Source organism: Rhodococcus sp. T2V (assembly GCF_029269925.1).
Taxonomy (GTDB): domain Bacteria; phylum Actinomycetota; class Actinomycetes; order Mycobacteriales; family Mycobacteriaceae; genus Rhodococcus_F; species Rhodococcus_F koreensis.
Genome location: NZ_JARJBD010000009.1, coordinates 26,441 through 50,426, shown reverse-complemented (window position 1 = coordinate 50,426; position 23,986 = coordinate 26,441). Strand labels below are relative to the sequence as shown.

General features: G+C 67.8%; 23 protein-coding genes and 1 pseudogene. 15 read left to right on the top strand and 9 right to left on the bottom strand.

Features of this window, described 5'->3' with window-relative positions:
* Positions 1 to 62: 62 nt before the first annotated feature.
* Complete coding sequence (locus P3H15_RS10550; protein ID WP_276137185.1) at positions 63 to 788, bottom strand: ABC transporter substrate-binding protein; 726 nt, start codon at positions 786 to 788, stop codon at positions 63 to 65.
* A 28-nt stretch (positions 789 to 816) separates the two neighbouring features.
* Positions 817 to 2,121 (bottom strand): esterase family protein, encoded by a 1,305-nt coding sequence (locus tag P3H15_RS10545; RefSeq protein WP_276137184.1) that lies wholly within the window; start codon positions 2,119 to 2,121, stop codon positions 817 to 819.
* A gap of 67 nt (positions 2,122 to 2,188) precedes the next feature.
* Here P3H15_RS10545 and P3H15_RS10540 point away from each other — a divergent pair, with 67 nt between their 5' ends.
* Positions 2,189 to 2,776: a phosphoribosylanthranilate isomerase gene (locus P3H15_RS10540; protein WP_276137183.1), complete on the top strand. Its 588-nt coding sequence runs from the start codon at positions 2,189 to 2,191 to the stop codon at positions 2,774 to 2,776.
* A 10-nt stretch (positions 2,777 to 2,786) separates the two neighbouring features.
* Here the strand turns inward: P3H15_RS10540 and P3H15_RS10535 are convergent, their stop codons facing one another.
* Positions 2,787 to 3,683, bottom strand: coding sequence for an alpha/beta fold hydrolase (locus P3H15_RS10535; protein ID WP_276137182.1), 897 nt, complete (start codon positions 3,681 to 3,683; stop codon positions 2,787 to 2,789).
* Positions 3,684 to 3,724: 41 nt separating this feature from the next.
* Positions 3,725 to 4,363 (bottom strand): alpha/beta fold hydrolase, encoded by a 639-nt coding sequence (locus P3H15_RS10530; RefSeq protein ID WP_276137181.1) that lies wholly within the window; start codon positions 4,361 to 4,363, stop codon positions 3,725 to 3,727.
* A gap of 142 nt (positions 4,364 to 4,505) precedes the next feature.
* Between P3H15_RS10530 and P3H15_RS10525 the strand changes: the two genes are divergently transcribed.
* The 8 genes and pseudogenes from P3H15_RS10525 (at position 4,506) to P3H15_RS10490 (ending at position 12,450) form a co-directional block, all read left to right on the top strand.
* The gene (locus P3H15_RS10525; RefSeq protein ID WP_276137180.1) at positions 4,506 to 4,982 is read left to right on the top strand and encodes a hypothetical protein; all 477 of its coding nucleotides are present in this window, start codon (positions 4,506 to 4,508) and stop codon (positions 4,980 to 4,982) included.
* 57 nt (positions 4,983 to 5,039) lie between these two features.
* On the top strand, positions 5,040 to 5,246 hold the full coding sequence (locus tag P3H15_RS10520; RefSeq protein WP_276137179.1) for a hypothetical protein: 207 nt from the start codon (positions 5,040 to 5,042) through the stop codon (positions 5,244 to 5,246).
* A 31-nt stretch (positions 5,247 to 5,277) separates the two neighbouring features.
* Positions 5,278 to 5,433, top strand: a complete 156-nt coding sequence (locus P3H15_RS10515; protein WP_095863450.1) for a DUF6131 family protein — start codon at positions 5,278 to 5,280, stop codon at positions 5,431 to 5,433.
* A gap of 105 nt (positions 5,434 to 5,538) precedes the next feature.
* Entirely contained in the window at positions 5,539 to 6,705 is a 1,167-nt protein-coding gene (gene couH / locus P3H15_RS10510) for a dihydro-p-hydroxycinnamoy-CoA dehydrogenase (protein WP_276137178.1), read from the top strand.
* Positions 6,706 to 6,886: 181 nt separating this feature from the next.
* Positions 6,887 to 8,215, top strand: a complete 1,329-nt coding sequence (couT, locus tag P3H15_RS10505; RefSeq protein ID WP_276137177.1) for a p-hydroxycinnamate MFS transporter — start codon at positions 6,887 to 6,889, stop codon at positions 8,213 to 8,215.
* A 41-nt stretch (positions 8,216 to 8,256) separates the two neighbouring features.
* Positions 8,257 to 9,786 (top strand): annotated as a pseudogene (gene couL / locus P3H15_RS10500) (p-hydroxycinnamoyl-CoA synthetase); the annotation flags it as partial.
* Between the two features lie 288 nt (positions 9,787 to 10,074).
* On the top strand, positions 10,075 to 11,793 hold the full coding sequence (locus P3H15_RS10495; protein WP_276137176.1) for a hypothetical protein: 1,719 nt from the start codon (positions 10,075 to 10,077) through the stop codon (positions 11,791 to 11,793).
* 81 nt (positions 11,794 to 11,874) lie between these two features.
* Entirely contained in the window at positions 11,875 to 12,450 is a 576-nt protein-coding gene (locus tag P3H15_RS10490) for a DJ-1/PfpI family protein (protein ID WP_276137175.1), read from the top strand.
* A 43-nt stretch (positions 12,451 to 12,493) separates the two neighbouring features.
* On the opposite strand, the gene P3H15_RS10485 is transcribed toward P3H15_RS10490, so the two are convergent.
* The 4 genes from P3H15_RS10485 to couR all read right to left on the bottom strand — a co-directional run bounded on the left by P3H15_RS10485 (position 12,494) and on the right by couR (position 17,186).
* Complete coding sequence (locus P3H15_RS10485) at positions 12,494 to 14,263, bottom strand: CocE/NonD family hydrolase (protein ID WP_346348770.1); 1,770 nt, start codon at positions 14,261 to 14,263, stop codon at positions 12,494 to 12,496.
* Positions 14,260 to 15,585: an MFS transporter gene (locus P3H15_RS10480; RefSeq protein ID WP_276137173.1), complete on the bottom strand. Its 1,326-nt coding sequence runs from the start codon at positions 15,583 to 15,585 to the stop codon at positions 14,260 to 14,262. Before P3H15_RS10480 ends, P3H15_RS10485 begins: the two co-directional genes overlap by 4 nt.
* Before the next feature lie 176 nt (positions 15,586 to 15,761).
* Positions 15,762 to 16,667, bottom strand: a complete 906-nt coding sequence (locus tag P3H15_RS10475; protein WP_276137172.1) for a LysR family transcriptional regulator — start codon at positions 16,665 to 16,667, stop codon at positions 15,762 to 15,764.
* Between the two features lie 78 nt (positions 16,668 to 16,745).
* Positions 16,746 to 17,186: a MarR family transcriptional repressor CouR gene (gene couR, locus P3H15_RS10470; protein WP_276137171.1), complete on the bottom strand. Its 441-nt coding sequence runs from the start codon at positions 17,184 to 17,186 to the stop codon at positions 16,746 to 16,748.
* A 113-nt stretch (positions 17,187 to 17,299) separates the two neighbouring features.
* On the opposite strand from couR, the gene couN reads away from it, so the two are divergent.
* From couN to couM, 3 genes are read left to right on the top strand one after another with little or no spacing between them, the layout of a single operon-like run.
* On the top strand, positions 17,300 to 18,211 hold the full coding sequence (couN, locus tag P3H15_RS10465) for a 4-hydroxyphenyl-beta-hydroxyacyl-CoA dehydrogenase (protein WP_276137170.1): 912 nt from the start codon (positions 17,300 to 17,302) through the stop codon (positions 18,209 to 18,211).
* Positions 18,208 to 19,098: a 4-hydroxyphenyl-beta-ketoacyl-CoA hydrolase gene (gene couO, locus P3H15_RS10460; protein WP_276137169.1), complete on the top strand. Its 891-nt coding sequence runs from the start codon at positions 18,208 to 18,210 to the stop codon at positions 19,096 to 19,098. Before couN ends, couO begins: the two co-directional genes overlap by 4 nt.
* Before the next feature lie 10 nt (positions 19,099 to 19,108).
* Positions 19,109 to 19,585, top strand: a complete 477-nt coding sequence (gene couM / locus P3H15_RS10455; RefSeq protein WP_276137168.1) for a p-hydroxycinnamoyl-CoA hydratase — start codon at positions 19,109 to 19,111, stop codon at positions 19,583 to 19,585.
* A 43-nt stretch (positions 19,586 to 19,628) separates the two neighbouring features.
* Here the strand turns inward: couM and P3H15_RS10450 are convergent, their stop codons facing one another.
* Complete coding sequence (locus tag P3H15_RS10450) at positions 19,629 to 19,781, bottom strand: hypothetical protein (RefSeq protein WP_276137167.1); 153 nt, start codon at positions 19,779 to 19,781, stop codon at positions 19,629 to 19,631.
* A gap of 342 nt (positions 19,782 to 20,123) precedes the next feature.
* Here P3H15_RS10450 and P3H15_RS10445 point away from each other — a divergent pair, with 342 nt between their 5' ends.
* The 3 genes from P3H15_RS10445 (at position 20,124) to P3H15_RS10435 (ending at position 23,983) form a co-directional block, all read left to right on the top strand.
* Positions 20,124 to 20,888: a pirin-like bicupin family protein gene (locus P3H15_RS10445; protein ID WP_276137166.1), complete on the top strand. Its 765-nt coding sequence runs from the start codon at positions 20,124 to 20,126 to the stop codon at positions 20,886 to 20,888.
* Between the two features lie 91 nt (positions 20,889 to 20,979).
* Entirely contained in the window at positions 20,980 to 21,957 is a 978-nt protein-coding gene (locus P3H15_RS10440) for an intradiol ring-cleavage dioxygenase (protein WP_276137165.1), read from the top strand.
* 76 nt (positions 21,958 to 22,033) lie between these two features.
* A complete protein-coding gene (locus tag P3H15_RS10435) occupies positions 22,034 to 23,983 on the top strand; it encodes a M13 family metallopeptidase (RefSeq protein ID WP_276137164.1) in 1,950 nt (649 codons plus the stop codon).
* The last annotated feature ends 3 nt before the right edge of the window (positions 23,984 to 23,986 follow it).

Sequence of the window (23,986 nt, the reverse complement as noted above, 5' to 3'; positions counted from 1 at the left end):
CAGTCGCCGAGAGACAAAGGGTTGCCGCAAATATAGAACACGTTCCTATTATTCGACAGGTGTCATGACGAGCCACCGTCCGTTCCACCGATCCCGAGCCACTTCGACCGCAGCCGGTCGAGGGTGCCGTCCGCGGCCAGAGCACGCTGCGCCGACTCGATGCGGTCACGCAGCGCATGATCACCGGTGCGGACGGCGACGGCGATCTCCTCCCGGGAAATCCCCCGTTCGACCACCTCGACGTGCGGGCGGTCCCGGACCAGCCAGGTGAGAACCGGCGCGAGTTTCATGACGGCGTCGCACCCACCCGAGGACAGGCCGTCGAGGGCCTGTCCGATCCGGTCGTACGCGTACACCCGGATCGCGCCCACGCGGCCCTCCGCGACCAGGCGATCGACGATCGGCTGACTGGTGTTGCCGTGCTGGACACCAACGGTCAGGCCGCGCAGGTCGTCGACCCCGCGCACGCCCGGATGCCGGAACGTGTCGACGGCCAGGGACTGACCCGACACGAGGTACGGGGCGCAGAAATCGGCACGCGTTCGCCGCTCCGGCGTCACGGTGGTTCCCGAGGCGATGCAGTCGAATTCGCCGTCCGCCAGTGCGTCGAAGATGCCGTTGAAATCGGTGCCCAGGTACGGGACGAGCGACCAGTCGAGGCCGAGTTCCTGCGCGAGCGCCCGGGTGAACTCGACGTCGAAACCCGCAGGCTCCTCGCCGTCCCGGAACTCGAACGGCGGGTCGGGCAGGGCCGAACCCACCCGCAGTACGCGCGCTGCCGCCGTCATGTCGCCCCTCTCCGGCCGTGGCGGGTACCTACGAACCGATCAGCCCCAACCGCTGTGCCAGCCAGGGCATTTCCTTCTCCAGTCCCGCCGACCACACCGCGAAGCTGTGCCCGCCAGGCACTTCCACGTACTGCACGTCCATGCCGGCGTTCTTCGCGGCCTGATAGACCTTCTGCGCTCCCGGCTTGTAGGCATCGTCGTCGCTGCCGATCACGAAGACCCCGGCCGTGTCCGGGTATTTGTTCGCCGCCATCAGGTCGAGCGGGTTGACCTTCTTGAACGCCGCCTCGTCACCGCCGAAGCCGTCGTCGAGGGTGCGCTGGTGGTCGCCGAGCGTGGGCGCCTCCTGACCCGAGATGTCGAGGAACGTCGGATACACGTCGGGATAGTTGGTGGCCATCTGCAGCGAGCAGGTGCCGCCGTAGGACAGGCCGCCGATGGCCCACGCCTTGGGGTCCGGGTTCACCTGCAGGTTCGACTTCACCCACGACGGAACGTCCTTCGCCAGATACGTGGCCACGTTGCCCAGCTTCGAATCGGTGCACAGGGGGTTCGCGATCTGCGAACCGGTGCCGTCCGCCACCACCACGATCGGGGCCAGCCCGTCGTGTTTCGCGGCGAACTCGTTCATCGTGGTGGCGAGCTTGCCTCCGGCGAACCAGTCCTCCGGCGAGCCGGGCTGGCCGGCCAGCATCACGAGCACGGGCAGCAGCGGGCGCGGGTTGGCGAAGTAGGCGGGCGGCAGGTAGATCTCGGCGTCGCGGGCGGCGAACCCCGACTCCGTTCCGGGAACGGCCGCCGTCAGGACCCGTCCCTCGGACGGCATCCCGGGCGGGGCCGTCCACGACGCGTCGAGCGGCGTTCCCGTCACGACGTTCTCGGTGGAGCTGCCGAGGTCGTTCATCTGAACCCGGTCGAACGGCTCCGCCCCGAATGCCGTGCCCACCGTGGGATAGGCGTCGAACACCCAATTGATCTGCGTCGCGGACGCGAGAATCACGGCGAGGACCGCGAGGACCGACCCGACGGCGGCTTTCACTGTCCGGCCCGCACGGATCCGCGGCACGAGCAGGAAGATCGCGAAGAGCCCCAGACCGATCCACACGTAGATGGACATCTCGATGGGGTCGGGGAACGGCCGGAGAACCTTTTCGACCATCACGTACAGGACGACGGTGACGACCACCGACACGGCCAGGCAGATCGGAACAGCTTTCGTGCGGTACCAGGGGGCGCGGGCGGCGAGCAGCCACACGCCGCCGAGCGCGCCGATCCCCGTGAGGATCCAGGGCAGAGGCCCGGAGATCACGCTGAGGTCGCTGAGCCATTCCACGTTCCGAAGCCTAGAGCGCGAACCCGCACTGCGTCGGCGACTCGGAGCGACCGGTAAAATTGCGGGGGTGACATTCATCAAGGTGTGCGGTCTGCGTGACGAGGCCTCCGTCGATCTGGCCGTGCGCCTCGGCGTCGACGCCGTGGGTTTCGTGTTCGCCGACAGCGTCCGCCGGATCTCCGCCGAGGACGCCGCACCGCTGGTCCGCCGGGTCACCGGTCACACGGTCGCGGTGGGCGTGTTCAAGGGGAATCCCGTGCCCGAGGTGATCGAGATCGCCGCCGCGGCAGGTCTCGGCACCGTCCAGGTGCACGACCTGACCTCCGCCGACGACGTCATCCGGTTGCGGGAGGCGGGGCTCCGCGTGATCCGTGCCGTCGTCGCCGGTGACACCTCGGGCGATTTCGGAGCAGACCGCATCCTCGTCGACGGGGCCATCGCCGGGGCGGGCGTGCCCTGGGACTGGGCGAATCAGAGCAGGCCCAACGGCGAATGGATTCTCGCCGGCGGGCTTCATCCGGGCAACGTGCGCGCCGCCGTCGACGCGACCGGCGCGTGGGGTGTCGACGTGTCGAGCGGCGTCGAATCGTCCCGCGGGGTGAAGGATGCGGCGCTGATCGAGCAGTTCGTCGCCGCCGTGCGGTCCGGCGACTGAGTCAGTTCAGTCAGCGCGGCATCCCGGCCACGGAATCCTCCACGTCCCACGACGCGAGCACTGTCCGGATACCGACGACCAGCGCGAGCGGCTGATCGATCATCACGTGGTGTCCGGCGTCGGGGATCTCGACGACCACCGCGGTCGGCCCGAATCGGCTGCGCATGCTGTCCATCATGGCGTCGGTGACGATGCCGTTCTCGGCACGGAAGTAGGCGAGGCGGCAGCGCGGGTCGGACGCACCCAGATGGCCGCTGCCCTCGCGGGAGAAGAACGAGGAATCGAACTTCCACGACCACCCGCCGTCCACCTCCTCCATCGAGGTCTCCGCGACGTGGCGCAGGACGGCGGGCACCGCGGTGTCCTGCGGCGGGACGAACCGGAACCGCTGCAGCGCCACCTCCCGGGACGGATAGACCTTCTTCGGACCGAATGCCCGCTGCTTCCGCGCTTCTTCCTCTTCCGGCGTGCGCGCGAGGACGGGCGAATCGATCAGCTGGACACCGGCCAGGTCCTCGCCGAACAGTTGCGCGGCCACGTACGACACCATTCCGCCCATGCTGTGCCCGACCAGCACCGGCGCGCCCGAGATGCCCGCCGGTTTGGCGACGGCGAGGGCTTCCTCCGCCCACCGTTCCAGTCCGTACTCCTGGCGGCGGTCGCTGTCTCCGTGCCCGGTCAGGTCGAGTGCGACGACGCGGCGGCCGGTGGCCAGCATGGGTGCCACATGATCCCACCATCGGCTGTGGGCGGCGCCGCCGTGGACGAGCACGAGCCCGGGCGTGCCCGTCGGACCCCACGCGCGGTAGTGGACCTCGGCGCCGGCGACGTCCACCCGGCCGATGTCGACCGGGGCCGCCACTGCCGTGGTGAACCAATGGGGCGCGTCCGACTGCTCGTTGCTCATTCACCGAACATACCGACCACGGGCGGACGCTCTCGGCCGCCCTACAGAAGGTCCAGCATGGCCGCGACCGTGCGTTCGACCACCGGGAACCTGTCCGGGGCCAGATCGTGCCGGGCACCCTCGAGTTCGACGAGCGTCGTCGGAGCGGGGATCAGTGCGAGTGCCGACCGCATTTCGTCGGGGGTCGCAAACGGGTCCTTCGACCCGTGCACCACCACGGCCGGGGTACGGAGGCCGGGAAGGTGCTCGGTGCGAAGCTTCTCCGGCTTGGCCGGTGGATGCAGCGGGTACGACAGCAGGAGCAGGGCGTCGACGAGACCCGGACGCTCCGAGGCGAGCATGGACGCCTGACGCCCGCCGTACGAGTGCCCGCCCGCCCACACCGGCGCAGACACCAACTCCCGCATCACGGCCACCGCGGCCGCGATGCCCTCCCGGTCCTCCGCCGCCTTCGACGGGTGTGGCGGACCCGAGGCGCGGCGCAGCCGGAACGGGAGGTCGAACCGCAGGACCACCACCCCCCGCTGCACGAACCCCTCGGTCACGGCCCGCAACAGCTTTGTGTCGCAGTCACTTCCCGCCCCGTGCGTCAGGACCAGCCCGGCCGACGCGTCTCCCGCGGGGCGGTGGAGATGTCCGCGCACGCCGTCGCGTTCCAGCAACTCGCTCATGCGGTTCACGGTAGTGGAATGCCGGGCTGTTCCAGCACTCCAGCTGCCGGACCTGCCAGCCGGAACTGCCCGTTGATTGCGATTGGCTCACGGTCTGTTTGCCGCATTTGCGGGCTGGGTACTTTAACAACAACACTGCTGGGAGTAGCCAATGGACACCATGACCATCATCTGGATCATCGTCGCGATCGTCGTCGTACTCGCCGTGGCCGCGCTGCTCATTGCGGCGTCACGCAAGCGCAACGAGCGCCGCCACCAGGAGGCCGACAACATCCGCGCGAAGGCTCAGGAGCAGACGTCCGTCGTCGAGAAGCGCGAAGCGCTGGCGGAGGAGACCGCGGCCAATGCACGGAAGGCCCAGGCAGAAGCGGAAGCGAAGGCCGCCGAGGCCAAGCGACTACAGGTCGATGCGCAGACTCACCAGAACACGGCGACCGCGTCTCGTGACGACCTGAAGCAGGAGTGGAAGAGGGCGGACGAACTCGATCCCGAGGTCAAGACGACGAGTGCCGCCTCGAACGACGCCCGCACCACCGACGGCGGACCGGCCAACGCCCGGACCGACGGCACGAGCTCCACGAATACCCATGGAGCACACGCAAAGCCGACCGACACGTCGTCGACATAGCGTTCGGGTACGACAGGTACACCGGCTCGGTGCCGGTGCCCACACGGGAGGTCGGAAATGCGTATCGGACGGCTCCTGTCGCTGATCGTGATCATCTGGCTGATCATCGGCGCCATCGCCGTGTGGCAGCGCGGCTATTTCAAGGACGCGCAGGCCGATTGCGCCAGCGCGGGAACGATCGCCGTCACCGTGATCGCCGGGCCGCTCAACTATGCGGGTGTCAACCCGAAGATCAATTGCGAAGTGCCGCAACCGAGCCAGTAGTTCCAAGCAGTCAATCGAAAGAGGGAAGACCGTGATCGTTCTCGGACTCATCCTGCTCGTCATCGGCCTCGTCACGGGGATCTCGATTCTCACGACGATCGGAATCATCCTCCTCGTCGTCGGCCTCGTACTTCTGCTGCTGGGCACGACGGGCCGCGCGGTCGGCGGGCGGAAGTACTGGTATTGACGTCGGCGACCGTCCCTAATCATTGACATTATCAATGATTGATAGATAGGTTCCTTTCGGACATGCAGGCGTGCAATGCGCGCCTGCCGACGAAAGGAACCTTGCATGTCTCCGGTTACACTGGAACGGACCATCTTCGACGCCGATCACGATGCGTTCCGGGACACGGTGCGCCGATTCGCCGAACGTGACGTCGCCCCACGCCTTCGCGAATGGGCCGATGCGGGACAGGTCGACCGGGACGTCTACCGCCAGGCCGGCAAGCTCGGGCTCCTCGGGATCAACGTCGAGGAACGATTCGCCGGCGGCGGAATCGACGACTTCCGATTCAACGCCATCGTCATCGAAGAGCTCTGCCGCGTCGGGGCGCCCGCCGTGGTGATGGGCCTGGCCGGCATCAACGACCTCGTCACGCCCTACCTCGCCGCGCTCGCGAACGAGGAGCAGAAGCACCGATTCCTGACACCCCTGTGCACCGGCGAGAAGATCGGCGCGATCGCCATGACCGAGCCGGGCGCGGGTAGCGACCTGGCCGCGATCTCCACGACCGCCGTCGTCGACGGCGACGACCTGGTCCTGAACGGGACCAAGATCTTCATCAGCAACGGCATGCTCGCCGACTTCGTGATCGTCGCGGCCAAGACGGATCCGGCCGCGGGCAAGAAGGGCATGAGCCTGCTGGTGGTCGAAGCCGGAATGGACGGATTCACCCGCACCGGCCCGCTGCACAAGGTCGGGCTGAGCGCCCAGGACACCGCCGTGCTCGTGTTCGACGGCGTCCGCGTCCCCCGCGAGAACGTCCTCGGCGAACCGAACGCCGGCTTCGGCTACCTGCGCCACAACCTGCCCCAGGAGCGTCTCAGCGTGGCCGTCACGTCCATGGCGTCGATGCGGCGCACGTTCGACCAGGCTCTGACGTACAGCTGCGACCGCACGGCGTTCGGCCGGAGGGTGGCCGACTTCCAGGCCAACCGCTTCTACCTCGCGGAACTCGCCACCGAGATCGAGATCGCGCAGTGCTTCACGGACCGCTGCATCCTCGACGCCGCGCACGGCGCGCTCGACGAGGTGACCGCCGCGATGGCGAAATGGTGGATCACCGAGCTGCAGCAGCGGGTCGTCCAGCGGGCGGTCCAACTACACGGCGGCTACGGATACATGCGCGAGTACGACGTCGCGCAGGACTACCTCGACTGCCGCGGCGGGCCGATCTACGCCGGCACCACCGAGATCATGAAGGAGATCATCGGGCGCAGGCTCACGCGGCCCTGACGGGTCCGATTGCCCGCGTGAACGATTCACGCGAACTGCTGCCCCGGCGGCCGTCTGCGACCACAACCCCCGAAGCGTTGGCAATCTCTTCCATTGACAACTTCAACGATTAATGTTTAATTGTGATCCGCGCTACACACGCGCTCCGCTCTGTTGTCCCACGCTCGGCCAAGGAGTATCGATGACGGTCACCGCCACCGCAGGCACCATGTCGGCCACCCGACGCAAGAAGGAAGTTCGCAGGGTGATCCTGTCGAGCTACCTGGGCAGCACCATCGAGTTCTACGACTTCCTGCTCTACGCCACCGCGGCGTCCCTCGTCTTCGGCCCGGTGTTCTTCGCCGGCCTGGACCCGCTCGCCGCGACCATCGCGTCGATGGGAACATTCGCCGCCGGCTACGTCGCACGCCCGCTGGGCGGAATCCTCTTCGGCCACTTCGGCGACACCGTCGGCCGGAAGGCGATGCTGCTGATCTCCATGACCGTCATGGGGATCGCCTCGTTCGCGATCGGGCTCATTCCCCCGCCGGAGATGATCGGATCCTGGGCGGCGGTGCTTCTCGTCCTCCTCCGCGTCTGCCAGGGACTCGCCGTCGGCGGCGAATGGGGTGGCGCAGCGCTGATGTCGCTCGAGCACGCCGAATCCGGCAAACGCGGCTTCGCCGCGGCGTTCACCAACGCGGGTGCGCCGACCGGTGCCCTGCTCGGCACCCTCGCCCTGGCCGCCGTGTCCCTACTGCCCGACGAGCAGTTCCTGACGTGGGGCTGGCGCATCCCGTTCCTCATCTCGGCGCTCATGCTGGCCCTCGGCCTCTTCGTCCGATCCAAGGTCTCGGAGAGCCCGCTGTTCACGGCGGCACTGAAGGAATCGGCCCAGAAGGACACCACCCCGCCCATCGTCACCATCCTGAAGCGGCCACGCGCGGTCATCGTGGCGTCGATGAGCTGCATCGCGAGCTTCGGAATGCAGACCGCCTTCACCACTTTCGCCATCACGTACGCCGTGTCGAGCGGCGCCCCGCGGTCCGACGCGCTGCTGGCGTTCTCCTTCTGCCAGTTCTGTGCGATCTTCCTGGTTCTCGGATCGGCGCGGCTGTCCGACCGGCTCGGCCGCCGACCGGTCATGCTCGCAGGTCTCGCGGCGATGATCCTCAGCGTCTACCCGCTGTTCCTGCTGCTGGGCACGGGACAGTTCCCGTTCATCGCGCTCGCATTCGTCGGGTACACCCTCTGCCACTCGGCCACCTACGGGCCGATGGCCGCGTTCATCTCCGAGCAGTTCGGCACCCGCGCGCGCTACACGGGGGCGTCGCTCGGATACCAGCTGGCCACCCTCGTCGGCGCGGGATTCACCCCCGTCATCCTGGCGTCGCTGTTCGCGTCGTCCGGCAAGTCGATCGTCCCGGTCGGGCTGTTCGTCATCGCACTGTGCGTGGTCAGCGCCGTCTTCCTCGTCGCGACGAAGGAAAGCAAGGACAACGACCTGAGCGCCGACACCCCGTCTGCCTGACACGAGCCCGAGAGTAGTTTCGAAGAGAACGAGGAGTCACCATGGACAACGAGGGCATCGGCTCGTGGCTCGAGCGCCGCATCACCATGACGCCGGGAAACGAGGCGCTCGTCTTCGACGGACGAGCCGTCACCTACGAGGAGATGGCCCTGCGGACCCGCCGGCTCGCCCACGGCCTGCGTGCCCTCGGCGTCGAGAAGGGTGACTGCGTAGGCTTCTTCGGGTTCAACGACCCCGCGGCGCTCGAGGTGATGTTCGCCGCCGGGCTGCTCGGCGCCACGTATCTCCCGCTCAACGCCCGCCTCACCGCCGAGGAAGCACGCTACGTTCTCGGCGATTCACGCTGCACCACAGTGATCTTCGGCGATCAGCAGGCCGACGTCGCGCAGGAACTGGCGCGGTCGGGCGCCCCGGTCACCACCTGGATCGGGCTGACCGACTCGTGGTCCGCCCACACCTACGAGGGTGTGCGCGCCGGGCAGCCCGACACCCGCATCGACGAGCAGGTGAGCCTCGACGACCTGTCGGTGCTCATGTACTCGTCGGGCACCACCGGCGCACCGAAGGGCGTCATGCTCAGCCACGGAAACATGCTGTGGAACGCCATGAACCAGCTCCTCGCCCAGGACATGACGTCCAAGGAACGCACGCTGTCGGTGGCGCCGCTGTTCCACATCGGCGGCATCGGCGGAGCCGTCACACCGACCCTGCTGTCCGGGGGCACCGTCGTGCTGCTGCGCAAGTTCGACGCCGGCGCCGTCCTCGACACGATCGAGAAAGAGCGCATCACCACGTTCTTCGCGGTCCCCACGATGATCCAGGAACTGTGGCACCACCCCCGGTTCGCGGGCGCCGACCTGTCCAGCCTGCGGGCCATCTGCGTCGCCGGGGCACCCGTGCCCGAAGCGCTGATCTCGCCGTGGCAGGAACGCGGCGTCGCGATCGCGCAGGCCTACGGTCTGACGGAAACCGCGCCGTCGGTGACCATGCTGTCGGGGGACGACGTCCGCGCGAAGGTCGGATCGGCAGGCAAGCGAACGTTCTTCACCGACGTCGACGTCGTCCGCCCCGACGGGTCGAGCGCCGAACCGAACGAGATCGGTGAGATCGTCGCGAAGGGGCCGAACGTGATGCTCGGCTACCTGAATCAGCCCGAGGCGACCGACCGCACCATCGTGAACGGCTGGCTGCACACCGGCGATGCCGGCTACTTCGACGACGACGGCTTCCTCTTCATCTGCGACCGCTACAAGGACATGTACATCTCGGGCGGCGAGAACGTCTACCCCGCCGAGGTCGAGGCGGCGCTGCTGAAGCTGGACGGCGTCCGGGAGGCGGCGGTGATCGGCGTCCCGCACGAGAAGTGGGGCGAGACCGGCATGGCCTTCGTCGTCGCCGCCGACGGCACCACCCTCGACGAGGACACGGTGCGCGCCCGGCTGCGAGAGAAGCTCGCGGGGTTCAAGATTCCCACGTTCATCCGGATCGCGGAGGAACTCCCCCGCACCGCGACCGGCAAGATCCGCAAACCCGACCTGCGAACCTCCGCCCGTGAGTACTTGTTAACCTCGATTTTCGGTGAGTGGGTTCCGGGTCGAGTGGTCGCCGCGCCGGATGTCGGAGGCCGTGGATCGCATGGGTTTCCGGGTGGCCGCAGCGAAACCTCAGGTGATCTATCGGAATGAAGTCTCGGCTGCCAATTTCACGGTTTTCCCGTTACGGTCCAGTCGCCGCACCACGCGAGTGAACGACCTGCCCGCAATTCAACATCTTTCGGTGTGTCGACCCACTCACTTCGCGATCCGCTACCGAAACCGATCTACAGTAAAGGCATGCTATTCAGGAAGATCACCTGAGATATGCGATCCGGGGCCGAGTACTTCCTCGAACCGGACGAACCCGCGCAACGCCAGTACGAGGCGCTGCGGGCCTACTTCGTCGACTCCGCCCCGGCCGCACAGGTCGGCCGGGACTTCGGGTATTCCGCGGCCACGGTGCACCAGATGGCGCACGACCTGCGGGCCGGCAGGACTGAACTATTCCGCTCGTCGAAGCCGGGACCGAAAGGAGCGCGCAAGACCGACCGGATCCGCGATCGAGTACTCGACCTGCGCTCCCAGGATCGGTCGGTGACCGAGATCGCCGCCGCGCTGACGGCCGAAGGCACCCCGGTCTCGGCGCAGACCGTGTGGACCATCCTCGACGTCGAAGGCCTCGAACGCCTTCCGCGCCGAGTCCCGGCCGACCGCGGCACCCCACGGCTCGCACCGGTCAAGGCTCGGGAACTTCGGCACTGGCCGGCCGGCACCCGCGTCGACTGCGACCACGCCGGCCTGTTCCTGCTCCTACCCGCGATGGCCGAGCTGGGTCTGCACGACCTCGTCGAGCGGGCCGGCTATCCGGGCACCCGCACGCTGTCGGCCTGGCACTCGATCGGCACGCTGCTGCTGGCCAAGTGCGCCCGCAACCCGCGGCCCTCCCACGTCACCGCCCTCACCGACGATTCCGGCCTCGCCCTCGCCCTGGGGCTGACCGCCCTGCCGAAGACCACCCACCTGACCAGCTACTCCTACCGGGTCCGCCGCGGATCCAACCAACAGACGATGGCGGGGCTGACCACCCGACTCAGGGAACTCGGGATGGCCACCGGCGAAGCCGGATTCAACCTCGACTTCCACGCCATCCGGCACCACGGCGAGGACGCCCCCCTGGAAAAGCACTACGTCCCCAAACGCTCCCAACGCACCCGCAGCGTGCTGACCTTCTTCGCCCAGGACCACGCCTCCACCGAGATGGTCTACGCCAACGCCGACGTCACCAAGCCCGAGGCCGCCCGCGAGGTGCTCGCCTTCGCCGACTACTGGGCCGAGGTCGCCGGCACCGATCCCGGACTGCTGGTGTTCGACTCGCAGCTGACCACCTACACCGTCCTCGACGAACTGGGCACCCGCGGCATCCGCTGGCTGACCCTGCGCCAACGCGGCCGCGCCGTCCTCGACCGGCTCGACGCCCTGCCGACCTCCGCCTGGACCACCGTGCGCATCAACAGATCCGGCCGCTACCGGCACCCGCAACTGCACGACGAAATGGTCCGCATCAAGGGCATCGGACAACAGATCCGGCAGATCGCCGTGCGCAACATCGGCCGCGACGAACCCACCCTGCTGATCACCAACGACCTGACCACCCCGGCCAAGGCGCTCTTCGCCCGCTACGCCGAACGCATGCTCATCGAAAACGAACTCGACGCCTACATCGGCGGATTCCACCTTGACGCCCTCACCTCCGGCCTGCCACTGAACGTCGACCTCGACACCACCCTGACCGTGCTCGCCGGCAACTGCTACCGACTCCTCGCCCACCGGCTCCCGCGCTACGAACACGCCACTCCCGACCGGATCTGGCGGCACTTCCTCGACGCCACCGGCACCCTCCACATCACCGACACCACCGTCACCGTCGACCTCGCCCCACGCACCTACCACCCCGTCCTCATCGACGCCGGCTACGCCGACAAGGCCGTGCCCATCCCCTGGTGGAACAACCGCGAACTACGCTTCCGCTTCCCACCTCGATGAAACCTCAGGTCGATAACCTGACCGAGAATCGAGGTTAACCGCGGGCGGTTAACAAGTACTCACGGGCGGTAGCATTTCAGGGTGAAGCACATCGGGATCGTGTTGTTCGACGGCGTCGAGGAATTGGACGCCGTCGGACCGTGGGAGGTGCTGTCCGCGTGGACGCGGATGCACCCCGACGACGGCTACGCCGTGTTCTGCCTGTCCGCATCGGGTGGGAGCGTGCAGTGCGCCAAGGGGCTCGTCCTGGGCGCGCATCATTCCTACGCCGACGCCCCGCCGCTCGACGTCCTGATCCACCCGGGCGGCCAGGGCACGCGTCCGCAGTTGCTCGACGACGCCCATCTCGGCTGGGTGCGCCGGCAGCGCGCCGAGGTTCCGTTGATGGCCAGCGTGTGCACGGGTGCCCTGGTCTACGCGAAAGCCGGCCTGCTGAACGGCAGGCCGGCGACGACGCACTGGGCGTCATTGGGATTGCTGGCAGAGATCGACCCGAGCATCGTCGTGCGGCCGGACGACCGGTTCGTCGACGACGGCGACGTGATCACCTCGGCCGGTGTGTCCGCGGGCATCGACATGGCATTGCACCTCGTCGCCCGCTTCGCCGGAGCGGAGCGGACGCGCGAGGTGCAACGCTACATCCAGTACGAGCCGTGAGTACTTGTCAACGTCGGGCGGTTAACAAGTACTCACGGGTGCGTCAGCGCACGACCGGGAGGGACACCCGGCTGGGGTGCCGGACCCCCGTGTGCACGCGCTGGTGGGCGATCACGAATTCGTCCGACTCGTAGGCGGATTCGCCGGTGTTGAGGTTACGGTCCCAGCGGGGATGGCTGCTGGACGTCACCTGGACGCGGATCCGCTCACCGGGCTGGAACGTGACGGCCGTGGACCACAGGTCGATCGCGTACTCGTACACCTTCCCGGGCTCGAGCAGGCTCGGCTCGGCGGACGTGTACGCCCCGGGGGTCCGGTAGGAGTCGCGGTAGCGGGCCCGCACGATGCCGTCGGTGAGGGTGATCGACGTCCCGTCCGCCGTGACGCGACACAGCCTGACGACGAAGTCGGTGTCGACGGCACTCGACGAGGCGAACACTGTCGCGGACACCCGGCCGATCACCGTCAACGGCTCGGTGAGGACCTCGCCGGTGAATACGAGGACGTCGTCGCGGGATTCGACCCGGCTCTGTTCCAGTGCGCCGGGTGCGAACGTTCCCGGCATCATCGTCGCCCCACCGACCGTCGGTACCGGATCCGCCGGGTCGTAGTCGTAGTCGACGCGCCCTTCCGTCTGCTCTGCTTCCGCGGCGAGGGTTCCGCCGGGAGCGAGGAACAGGTCCGCGGTGCGAGTGGGTTCCGGGAAGCGGTCGTACGTCCGCCACCGGTTCTCCCCCATCACGAAGATCCGGACCCGCGGCAGGTCGGGTTCCTCGTCGCCGAGCACCGCCGCGTACCACTGCGCGTGCACCGACGACAGGTCCTGACCCGAGTCGAGCACCGCCTGGTTGGCCGGGCTGCCGAACACCACCGACCCACCCAGCCCGGAGAAGTTGGTGTGGCTCCACGGACCCAGAATCAGGTACGGCGCGGGAGCCGCACCGGAATCGCTGTGGGCGAGTTGGCCGAAGTACTGGTCGAGGGTGCTGTTGACGAAGATGTCGTACCACCCGCCGATGTGCAGCGTGGGAAGGTCGACGGCCCGGTCGCCGGCACTGTCCCACAGGTCGCGGCTGGGGTGGTCGATCGGGAATCCGAGCGATTCGACGATCGGCGACGCGAAGAACGCGGGGGCATCGGCGGCCAGGTCGCGCAGGGGCAGGGCGTCGAAGAACGCGTCCTCGGACATCGCCCGATCGATCCGCGCCCACGACGCCCATTCGCGTTCTGCGCGTGCCGGATCCGTGCGGGACAGTTTCGCGATCTCGGCCGGCCCTGCCGACAGGTGCCCCCACCCGAGCCGGGCGCCGAATTCGACCGCGCCCCCGCGCACGAGCCCGCCGGACCGCGCGTTGCCGCCTGCCGAGATTCCCGGGGCGATGCCACGCAGGGCGGGCGGCTTCTCCTGGGCTGCGCGCCACTGCGTTTCGGCGAAGTACGACCTCCCCCACATGCCGACGGCTCCGGTCGAGTACGGCAGTTCGGCGGCCCACTGCACCGTGTCGTAGCCGTCCGGGCCTTCGTTCTCGGACGGCACGAACTCACCGTCCGAGCCGAACCGGCCGCGGACGTCCTGCATGATCACCACGACTCCGCCGGCCGCGACCGTGGTGGGGTTGAGATAGCCGGAGTTGACGGACAGGTCGCGGCCGTACGGGGTGCGGGTGAGCAGCACCGGGAAGCGGCCGCCGGCATTCGGGCGGTAGACGGTCGAGCGCAGGACGACGCCGTCCCGCATCGTCGCCTCGACGTCGTTCTCGATCAGTACATCGTGTTTCACAGGTTCGGTCGCTTTCGACGGGAGGTGGGTCATTTGCCGAGGTCGGTGGTGCTGGTCCGGTAGGTTTCGCGGACCGTGAGGGTGGTGAGGGCGCTGACCAGGCAGCAGCCCGCGGTGAACGCGGCCACCGGTATCCAGCCGTTCGGTCCGGGCCGGACGAGGGTCGCGGCGATGGTGGGGGCGAATCCGGTGGCGACCAGGGCCAGCTGTCCGGAGATCGCCATGCCCGAGTACCGGATGCGCGTCTCGAACATCTCGGCGTACAGGGCGGGGCCGATGGCGTTGACGAGCGAGTAGCCGACCACCATCACGATGCACGCGGTGATCAGAATCAGGGCGGTCGAACGCTGGCTGATCGCCCAGAAGAACCCGGAGATGGAGACGGCGCAGACGAGGTTGCCGGTGATGAAGACCGGTTTGCGTCCGATCCGGTCGGCGAGAATGCCGGCGGCGGGTTGCGCGACGAGGGCGAGCGCGGCGGTGAGGACGGTGGCTCCCACCATGACGGTCCGGGACACACCGGCCTCGTGGGTGCCCCACGACAGGGCGAAGGCGCTGAAGATGGTGGACACCACCGCGAACAGCCCGCAGCCCACGACACGCAGCACGCTCGGCCAGTGGTCGCGGAAGATCACCTTCGCCGGCATCTCCGTCGGCCCGTCGGTGGACACGGCCTCCTCGAACACCTCGCTCTCGGGCAGCATCCGGCGGATCACGAGGCCGGCGAGTGCGACGAACATGCTGAGCAGGAACGGGATACGCCATCCCCAGTCGAGGAAGGCGTCCTCGGGCAGCCCGGAGAACACGAGGACCACCAGCGACGCCAGCAGCATGCCGGCAGCCGCACCGGTGTTCACCCAGCTCGCCGCGAGCGCGCGGCGGCCTGCGGGTGCGTGTTCGAGGGCCAGGGACGCCGCTCCTGCCGACTCGCCGGCTGCCGACGCGCCCTGGACGGCCCGGAGCAGGACCAGCAGGATCGGCGCCGCGACGCCGATCGCCCCGTAGGTGGGCAGGCAGCCGATGAGGGACGTGGCCACGCCCATCATCACGAGCGTCACCACCAGCATCCGCTTCCGTCCGAGTGTGTCCCCGAAGTGCCCGAAGACGAGGGCCGCGAGCGGCCGGACGACGTAGCCGATCCCGATGGTCGCCATCGACACGATGGTCCCCCAGAACGAACCGAGATCCGGGAAGAACAGGGTGTTGAACGCGAGCGCGGAGAAGGAGGCGTAGATGAAGAAGTCGTAGTACTCGAGTGTGCTGCCCACGAAGGAGGCCAGGGCGGCCCGGCGCGCGTGGGGCGACCGGGCGCTCGTGTCGGCGCGTGCGACGCGGCCGTCGAATGTGGAAGTCATGTGGTTCCTACCTGAAGGTGAAGGGCTTCCGGGAGTTCGGAGAGGCCTCGAGGTGGGTGCGACACCGGGGATCGGAAGTTGCCCAGGTCACATCCGTTGCCGCCGAGGGAGACTCTGCCAAAGAAACCGATCACCGTCCAAGAGCAGTATCGGCAGTGATTGATAACCGATCTTTATTACTCGTCGGAGACGGCGCCCGGCGTCGGCAGCACCTCGGCGGCGAGGTCGAGAACCGTCTGCACGACGGGCGACACGGGACGGTCCGACCAGGCCAGCGCCGCCCGCACTTCGAATCGCCCGGCGTCGAGGGGAATCAGCACCACCCGGTTGGGATACGTCTGCACGTCACCGGGCACGAGCGCGACGCCGACCCCCGCCGCGACGAGGGCGGTCAGGACGATGCCGTCGGTGGTCTCCTGCACGATGTTCGGGGTGAACCCGGCATCCCGGCACGCGGCGAGCAGATCCCGGCGGAGCGTGGATCCGGTGGCGGCGGGATTCGCGACGAACGCCTCCTCGCGCAGTTCCGCGAGATCGATCGACTTCCGTTCGGCGAGTGTATGATCGCTCGGGAGCAGCGCACTGAGGTACTCCACCGAGATCTGCCGCGTGAGCACGTGGGGGTGCGAGACCGCATCCGACACGATCCCGAGGTCCAGTTGCCCCTCCCAGATCTCGTCGAGGATCTGCCCGCTCACCGTCGCCCCCTCGAGAACGAGGTCGATCAGGGGGTACCGTCGGCGCACCGACCTTGCCAGAGAGGACAATTCGGTCTGTCCATAGGCCCCGCTGAAGCCGACCCGGACGCGGCCCTCGACCTTCGGATCCGCGATCACCGCGGCATCGACGGCGCGGTCGATGCCAGCGAGCGCGTCCTTGCACGGCTGCAGGAAGCGCTCGCCCGCCGCGGTGAGCCGCACCGAGCGCGTGGTGCGGTCGAACAGTTTCACACCGAGACGCTTCTCGAGTTGCTGCACCTGCTGACTCACCGCCGGTTGCGCGATGTGCAGCACCTCGGCGGCCCGGCCGTAGTTGAGTTCCTCGGCGACCGCCACGAACGACTTCATCCAGCGGATTTCCACGGCCGGTCAGTCCACCACGAACGCCGTGAGACGCACCTCGCCGGGCGGGGCCGGGGCGAGCAGGTCGGTCATCGTGGCCTACTCGGGAAGTGTGGGAAAGGCGATGCTCTGCAACGTGTCCCGCATCTGATTCACGACCGATTCGGGGATGCCCTCGAAATAGCGTCCGTGGGCGGCGTCGACCCGGGCCTTGGCGTCGTCGCGGAGCCGCCTGCCCTCGTCGGTCGCGGCGATCAGTTTGTTGCGGCGGTCGGAGGGATCGAGGGTGCGCACGACGAGTCCGCGTTCCTCGAGTTCGTCGACGAGCCCCACGATCTGGCTGGGGTCGAGGCCCATGGTGGCGGCCACCCCGCGCTGGTTGACGCCCTCGGCCTGTTCGCACGCGAGCACCAGGACCGAGTAGGACCGCACCCGCAGCCCGGTGGGAACGAGGGCCTTGTTCACCGAGCCCAGCACCATTCCGCCGACGCGGGAGAGCAGGAACCCGATGTCGTCCGATAACGCCTGCGCCTCTGCCATGCGACGACCCCCTTCCGATGAGTGTCGCTAGAGTAGCAGATCTTAATAATTGACTTTCTCAATCATCAATGATTACGTGTGATTCAGCGAACACGATCTCAGGAGAATCAGACATGGACCTCACCGACAAAGTCGCCGTCGTCACCGGCAGCGGACAGGGCCTCGGGCTCGCCTACGCCAAGGACCTGGCCCGCCACGGCGCCGCGGTCGTGATCAACGACGTCAACCAGGCCACCGCCGACGCCGCCGTCGCCGAGATCACCGCCGCGGGCGGCCGCGCCGTCGCCGTCGTCGCCCCGGTCGGCAGCACCGAGACCGCCCGGGCCCTCGTCACGGGCGCGGTCGACGCGTTCGGCCGGCTCGACGTCATGGTCACCAACGCCGGCATCCTCCGCGACAAGGTGCTGTGGAAGATGACCGACGACGACTTCGACGCCGTCGTCGGCGTGCATCTGCGCGGCACGTTCACCTGCGTCCGCGAGGCCGTCCTGCGCTTCCGCGAACAGGGCGACGGTGGTCGCATCGTCTGCATCGGCTCCCCCGCCGGCCAGCGCGGCAACTTCGGGCAGACCAACTACTCGGCCGCCAAGTCCGGCATCGTCGGCATGGTCCGCACCTGGGCGCTCGAACTCCGGCGCGCCGGCATCACCGCCAACGCCGTCTGCCCCGTCGCCGCGACCGCGATGACCGAGACCGTCCCGTTCCTCGCCCCCTACATCGAGGGCATGAAGAACGGCGAACCGCTGCCCGACATCATCCGCCGCGAGGTGGGGATGGGCACCCCCGACGACGCCGCGGGCATCATCTCGTTCCTCGCCTCCGACGCCGCAGCCGACATCACCGGACAGGCGTTCGCCGTCGGTGGCGACCGGCTCGCACTGTGGTCGCACCCCGAACTCACCGCCGTCGAGTACCACGACGGCGGCTGGTCGGCCGACGACATCGCGGCCCGGTGGGCTCGGACGTTCGGCGAGTCCGTCCAGTCCGTCGGCGAGGAGTTCCCCGAGGAGTTGATGGCGAAGTGAGCCGCTACGAGTACGGCATCGACTTCGACACGATCGATGCCATCGACATCCACACCCACGTCGAGATCGACGGCTGCGGACACCGGTCCCTCGACGACGAACTGATGGCCGCGTCCGAGAAGTACTTCAAGTCCGGCGAGGAACGCACCCCGTCCATCGACGCGATCGCCGACCACTACCGGGCCCGCAACATGGCGGCGGTCGTGTTCACCGTCGACGCCGCCTCCGCCAGCGGACACGCCGCGAACTCCGTCGAGGAGATCGCCGAGGGCGCCGCCCGCCACAACGACATCCTCATCCCGTTCGGCTCCGTCGACCCATGGCAGGGCAAGGCCGCCGTCCGCCGCGTCCACCGCCTCGTCGACGACTTCGGCGTCAAGGGCTTCAAATTCCACCCCAGCATGCAGGGATTCGAGCCGAACGACCGCCGGTTCTACCCGCTCTACGACGCCATCACCGAGGCCGGGGTCCCCGCCCTGTTCCACACCGGCCAGACCGGCATCGGCGCCGGCCTGCCCGGCGGACACGGCATCAAACTGCGCTACTCCGACCCGATGCTCCTCGACGACGTCGCCGCCGACTTCCCCGACCTCACCGTGATCATGGCCCACCCGTCGGTGCCGTGGGTCGACGCGCAGATCTCCATCGCCACCCACAAGGCGAACGTCTTCATCGACCTGTCCGGATGGTCGCCGAAGTACTTCCCGCCGCAGCTGGTCACGGCCGCCAACAGCATGCTCCGCGGCAAGGTGCTGTTCGGGTCCGACTTCCCCGTCATCCAGGTCGACCGCTGGATCACCGACTTCGAGAACCTCGACATCAAGCCGGAGGTCGCGCCGCTGATCTTCAAACAGAACGCCCTGCGTGTTCTCGGTATCAAAGACTAGGAGCCCTGACATGAGCACCACCGCCACCACCACCCGGGTCGCCACCCTCGCCGACCTCGCCGCACTCGAGGGCACGTCGCTGGGCACCAGCTCGTGGATCGACATCCCGCAGCAGCGGATCGACACGTTCGCCGACGCCACCGACGACCACCAGTGGATCCACGTCGACCCCGAACGCGCCCGGGCCGAGAGCCCGTTCGGCGGACCCATCGCCCACGGGTACCTCACGTTGTCGCTGATCATCCCCATGTGGGACGAGATCCTGACCGTCGACAGCGTGACCATGGCCGTCAACTACGGGCTGAACAAGGTCCGGTTCACCAGCCCCGTGCCCGCCGAAGGACGCGTCCGGCTCAGCGCGACGCTGCAGTCCGTCGAGGAACTGCCCAAGGGCGGCGTCCAGGTAACCGTCGCCGGTCAGATCGAACTCGAGGGCAGCGAGCGTCCCGCAGTAGTCGTCGAGGCCGTGTACCGCTTCTTCGAGTAGACCACCTGTGAGTACTTGTTAACCGCCCGACGTTAACAAGTACTCACGGGTTCTCTTCCTGCTCGCGCTCGGACGCGTTGCCTGCGATTCCCTTCGCCTCGCGTTCGGCCGCCAGCCGGTCTTCCATGTCGTCGACGAGGTCTGCGATCCGCTGGTGTTCGGGGAGCTGATCGTGTCGATCCGGATTCGCCTTCATCACGCTCCTTCCGCCGGGTGCGACGTGCCGCAACCTGCGACTCCTGGGCGCACAATTCGAACTGTACGCCGCGGGCCCGGCGGAAGCGGGCATTCGTGGCGGTACGAACTGGACGGCCGTCTTTCACAAATTTCGGACCACCGGCGAAACCCGTTGCCGAACAGCATCTTACAGGCTTCAAATCCCCCAATGCCGCACTGCGCAACGCCATTTCGGGTTCGACGCGAGCACCTCCACCGCGACGAGCAGGCGATGAATTCGATGCACAATCGACACCGTCTCGCGAGTACCCGCAGCCGGCACCTCGTACTCTGGACCGGTACCGCCCGAAGGAGGACCGATATGCCAGCAGTCACCACACCTCACATCTACGTTCATCGCGCCGGCGATCGGCTGAAAACCAAGATTTCCTGGTTGGATTCGAAGCACTCGTTCTCCTTCGGCCAGCACTACGACCCCGACAACACGCACCACGGACTGCTCCTCGTCAACAACGACGACACGGTGCTCCCCGGTCAGGGATTCGACACCCATCCACACAAGGACATGGAGATCGTCACCTGGGTGCTGCGCGGCTCGCTCGTCCACCAGGACTCGATCGGCCACTCCGGCATCATCTATCCCGGCCTTGCGCAACGCATGAGCGCAGGCAAGGGCATCATGCATTCCGAGAAGAACGACAGCTGGCGCCTCGCCGGCGAGCAGCACCACGAGCCGGTGCATTTCGTCCAGATGTGGGTGGTACCCGACGAACCCGGACTCGCGCCGAGCTACGAACAACTCGAGATCGAGGACGAGATCCTCAAAGGCGGGCTGGTGCCCGTTGCGTCCGGAATGCCGGAATACAAGGACAATTCGGCCATCCGGATCAACAACAAGCACGCGGCGCTGCATGTCGCGCGACTCTTCCCCGGCGCACCGGTGACCCTTCCCGAAGCGCAGTTCCTGCACGTGTTCGTCGCCCGGGGCACCGCGGAGATGGAGGGTGTCGGCACCCTGTACGAGGGCGACGCCGTCCGGTTGAGCGCCTCCGGTGGCCAGCAGATCTCCTCCCACTCCGGCGCCGAGGTGCTCGTCTGGGAGATGCACGCCCGCCTCGGCGGCTGAGTTCCCAGCAAGTTCACAGCCTGGCGGAACGCCGCGCGCAGGTTCGTGCGCCACGATCGAGGCACAGCCCGATCATGGAGAGGTACCCATAGTGAACAAGGACGTCGAGAAGAGCCGACTGCGCATCAGCCGCCGCCGCGCATTTGCGGTCGGGGGGACAGTGGGTCTGGGTGGGCTCATCGCCGCCTGCACCGGGAACGGGAGCAGCGGCACGTCGGCGTCGGCCACGTCGACCGCGGCCGCGTCGAGTGCGACGACGACGAGCGCCGACGCGGTGACGGCCCTGCTCGACCAGGCGCCGCAGTGCGTGATGGCTGTCGAGGAGACGCAGGGACCGTACTGGTTCGACGTCGACTCCATCCGCAGCGACATCCGCGAAGACCGGCCGGGAACGAACCTGCAGCTCGCACTGCGGGTGCAGGACCTGAAGAACTGTTCCGCGGACGGCTCCGCCGCGGTGGTGAACAACGCCGTCGTGGAGATCTGGCATTGCGACGCGGGCGGCGTGTACTCCGGCTTCGAGTCGGGTTCGAAGGCCGCCGACCTCGGCGGTAACGGCGCGCCCGCCGGAGCACCGCCGGCAGGCGGGCCCGGCGACGGTGGCCAGCCTCCGGCCGGAGGTCCGGGTGGCCCGGGTGGTGCGGGCCAAGGCGGTCCCGGCGGCGACATGTCCGGCGGTTCGGGTGAGACGTCCGACGGGTCCTACAGCGTCGGCGACAGCGAGGCCACCACCACGGACGACGGCACCTACCTGCGCGGCGCCCAGACGACGGACGCGAACGGCATCGCCCAGTTCACGACCGTCTTCCCCGGCTGGTACACCGGCCGGACCACCCACATCCACCTCAAGGTGCACATCGACAAGAAGACGGTGCTCACCACCCAGCTGTTCTTCGACGAGGCCCTGCTCGACGAGGTGTACGCGACGGCGCCGTACTCCGATCACACCGGCCGCGAAAACAACGTGACCAACGCCACGGACGGCATCTACGACGACGCCGGCCTGCTGACCGTCGCCACGCAGTCGGACGGCTACCTCGCGGCAATCAACCTCGGTATCGACGTCTGACCGCTCTCCGGTCCTGTGTTTCGCCCTGAGCGCAGTGGTGGACCTGTCGGCGCGGAACGGTGTAAGGATGGAACGCATGACCACGGCTCAGCGCTCCGGCATCGACCTCACCCACCTCGACAGCGACACCCGCGCCCAGGACGACCTGTTCGTCCACGTGAACGGCAAGTGGATCGACGACTACGAGATTCCCGCGGACCGGGCGATCGACGGCGCGTTCCGCACGTTGTACGACAAGGCCGAGGTCGACGTCCAGAACATCATCGAGGAGGCGGCGGGCTCCGGCGCGACACCGGGGACCGACGCGCAGCGCATCGGCGATCTGTACGGCAGCTTCATGGACGCGGAAGTCGTGGAGGCGGCGGGGCTCGCTCCGATCGCCGGCGAGCTCGCCGACGTGGCCTCGGCCGCCGACCGCTCCGCCCTCGCCGCCGTCATTGGCCGCCTGCAGCGCACGGGGGTCGGCGGCGCCGTCGGTCACTACGTCGACACGGACGCCAAGAACTCCGCGCGCTACCTCGTCCATTTCAGTCAGGCCGGCATCGGGCTGCCCGACGAGTCGTATTACCGCCAGGACGATCACGCGGAGATCCGCACCGCGTACGTGGAACACATCGCGAAGATGTTCGCCCTGGCCGGTGTCGACTACGACGCGCAGCGGGTGTTCGACCTGGAAACGAAGATCGCGGCAGGCCATTGGGACGTCGTGAAGCGTCGCGACGCCGAGCTGAGCTACAACCTGCTCACCCTCGATCAGCTGCCTGCCGGGTTGGACTGGTCTTCGTGGATCGGCGCGCTCGGGGGCACGTCGGAGCAGTTCGCCGAGATCGTGGTCCGCCAGCCCGACTACCTCACCACCCTGACCGGGCTGTGGACGTCCGAGGACCTCGACGACTGGAAGGCGTGGGCGACGTGGAACGTCATCCGCTCCCGCGCCCCGTATCTCACCGAGGCGCTGGTCGAGGAGAATTTCGCGTTCTACGGGAAGACGCTGACCGGCGCCGAGGAGATTCGTGAGCGCTGGAAGCGCGGCGTGTCCCTGGTCCAGGATCTGCTGGGCGAGGCGGTCGGGAAGCTGTACGTCGAGCGGCACTTCCCGGCGGACGCGAAGGCCCGCATGCAGGAACTCGTCGCGAATCTGCAGGAGGCGTACCGGCGCAACATCACCGACCTGGACTGGATGAGCCCGGAGACCCGGCAGGCGGCGCTGCGCAAGCTGGAGAAGTTCACGCCGAAGATCGGGTACCCCGACAAGTGGCGCGACTACTCGGCCGTCACCATCTCCCGCGACGACCTGGTCGGCAACTACCGCAGCGGCTACGCGGCGGAGTACGACCGCGATCTCGCGAAGCTCGGCGGCCCGGTCGACCGCGACGAGTGGTTCATGACACCGCAGACGGTCAACGCCTACTACAACCCGGGTATGAACGAAATCGTCTTCCCCGCAGCCATTCTGCAGCCGCCGTTCTTCGACGCCGCGGCCGACGACGCCGCCAACTACGGCGGGATCGGTGCCGTCATCGGTCACGAGATCGGCCACGGCTTCGACGATCAGGGCGCCAAGTACGACGGCGACGGCAACATGATCGACTGGTGGACCGACGACGACCGGACCGAATTCGGCAAGCGCACGAAGGCGCTGATCGAGCAGTACAACGCGTTCGAGCCGAAGGCGCTGCCCGGGCACACGGTGAACGGCGAGTTCACGATCGGGGAGAACATCGGCGACCTCGGTGGCCTGTCCATCGCCATCGCCGCGTACCGGATCGCGACGGACGGGTCCGAGCCGGAGGTCCTCGACGGCCTGACCGGGATCCAGCGGGTGTTCTTCGGCTGGGCGCAGGTGTGGCGCACGAAGGCCCGGGACGCGGAGGCGCTCCGCCGGCTCGCCGTCGACCCGCACTCGCCGCCGGAGTTCCGCTGCAACGGCGTGATCCGCAACCTGGACACGTTCCACGACGCGTTCGACGTCCAGCCCGGTGACGCCCTGTATCTGGATCCCAGCGAGCGCGTCAAGATCTGGTAGCGC

What these genes read in the sequence shown, in the direction of transcription:
- P3H15_RS10550 (WP_276137185.1), bottom strand. Translation starts at nt 788, where the DNA reads ATGACGGCGGCAGCGCGCGTACTGCGGGTGGGTTCGGCCCTGCCCGAC.
- P3H15_RS10535 (WP_276137182.1), bottom strand. Translation starts at nt 3,683, where the DNA reads ATGAGCAACGAGCAGTCGGACGCGCCCCATTGGTTCACCACGGCAGTG.
- P3H15_RS10525 (WP_276137180.1), top strand. Translation starts at nt 4,506, where the DNA reads ATGGACACCATGACCATCATCTGGATCATCGTCGCGATCGTCGTCGTA.
- P3H15_RS10520 (WP_276137179.1), top strand. Translation starts at nt 5,040, where the DNA reads ATGCGTATCGGACGGCTCCTGTCGCTGATCGTGATCATCTGGCTGATC.
- couH (WP_276137178.1), top strand. Translation starts at nt 5,539, where the DNA reads ATGTCTCCGGTTACACTGGAACGGACCATCTTCGACGCCGATCACGAT.
- couT (WP_276137177.1), top strand. Translation starts at nt 6,887, where the DNA reads ATGACGGTCACCGCCACCGCAGGCACCATGTCGGCCACCCGACGCAAG.
- P3H15_RS10495 (WP_276137176.1), top strand. Translation starts at nt 10,075, where the DNA reads ATGCGATCCGGGGCCGAGTACTTCCTCGAACCGGACGAACCCGCGCAA.
- P3H15_RS10485 (WP_346348770.1), bottom strand. Translation starts at nt 14,263, where the DNA reads ATGACCCACCTCCCGTCGAAAGCGACCGAACCTGTGAAACACGATGTA.
- P3H15_RS10480 (WP_276137173.1), bottom strand. Translation starts at nt 15,585, where the DNA reads ATGACTTCCACATTCGACGGCCGCGTCGCACGCGCCGACACGAGCGCC.
- couR (WP_276137171.1), bottom strand. Translation starts at nt 17,186, where the DNA reads ATGGCAGAGGCGCAGGCGTTATCGGACGACATCGGGTTCCTGCTCTCC.
- couN (WP_276137170.1), top strand. Translation starts at nt 17,300, where the DNA reads ATGGACCTCACCGACAAAGTCGCCGTCGTCACCGGCAGCGGACAGGGC.
- couM (WP_276137168.1), top strand. Translation starts at nt 19,109, where the DNA reads ATGAGCACCACCGCCACCACCACCCGGGTCGCCACCCTCGCCGACCTC.
- P3H15_RS10450 (WP_276137167.1), bottom strand. Translation starts at nt 19,781, where the DNA reads ATGAAGGCGAATCCGGATCGACACGATCAGCTCCCCGAACACCAGCGG.
- P3H15_RS10445 (WP_276137166.1), top strand. Translation starts at nt 20,124, where the DNA reads ATGCCAGCAGTCACCACACCTCACATCTACGTTCATCGCGCCGGCGAT.
- P3H15_RS10435 (WP_276137164.1), top strand. Translation starts at nt 22,034, where the DNA reads ATGACCACGGCTCAGCGCTCCGGCATCGACCTCACCCACCTCGACAGC.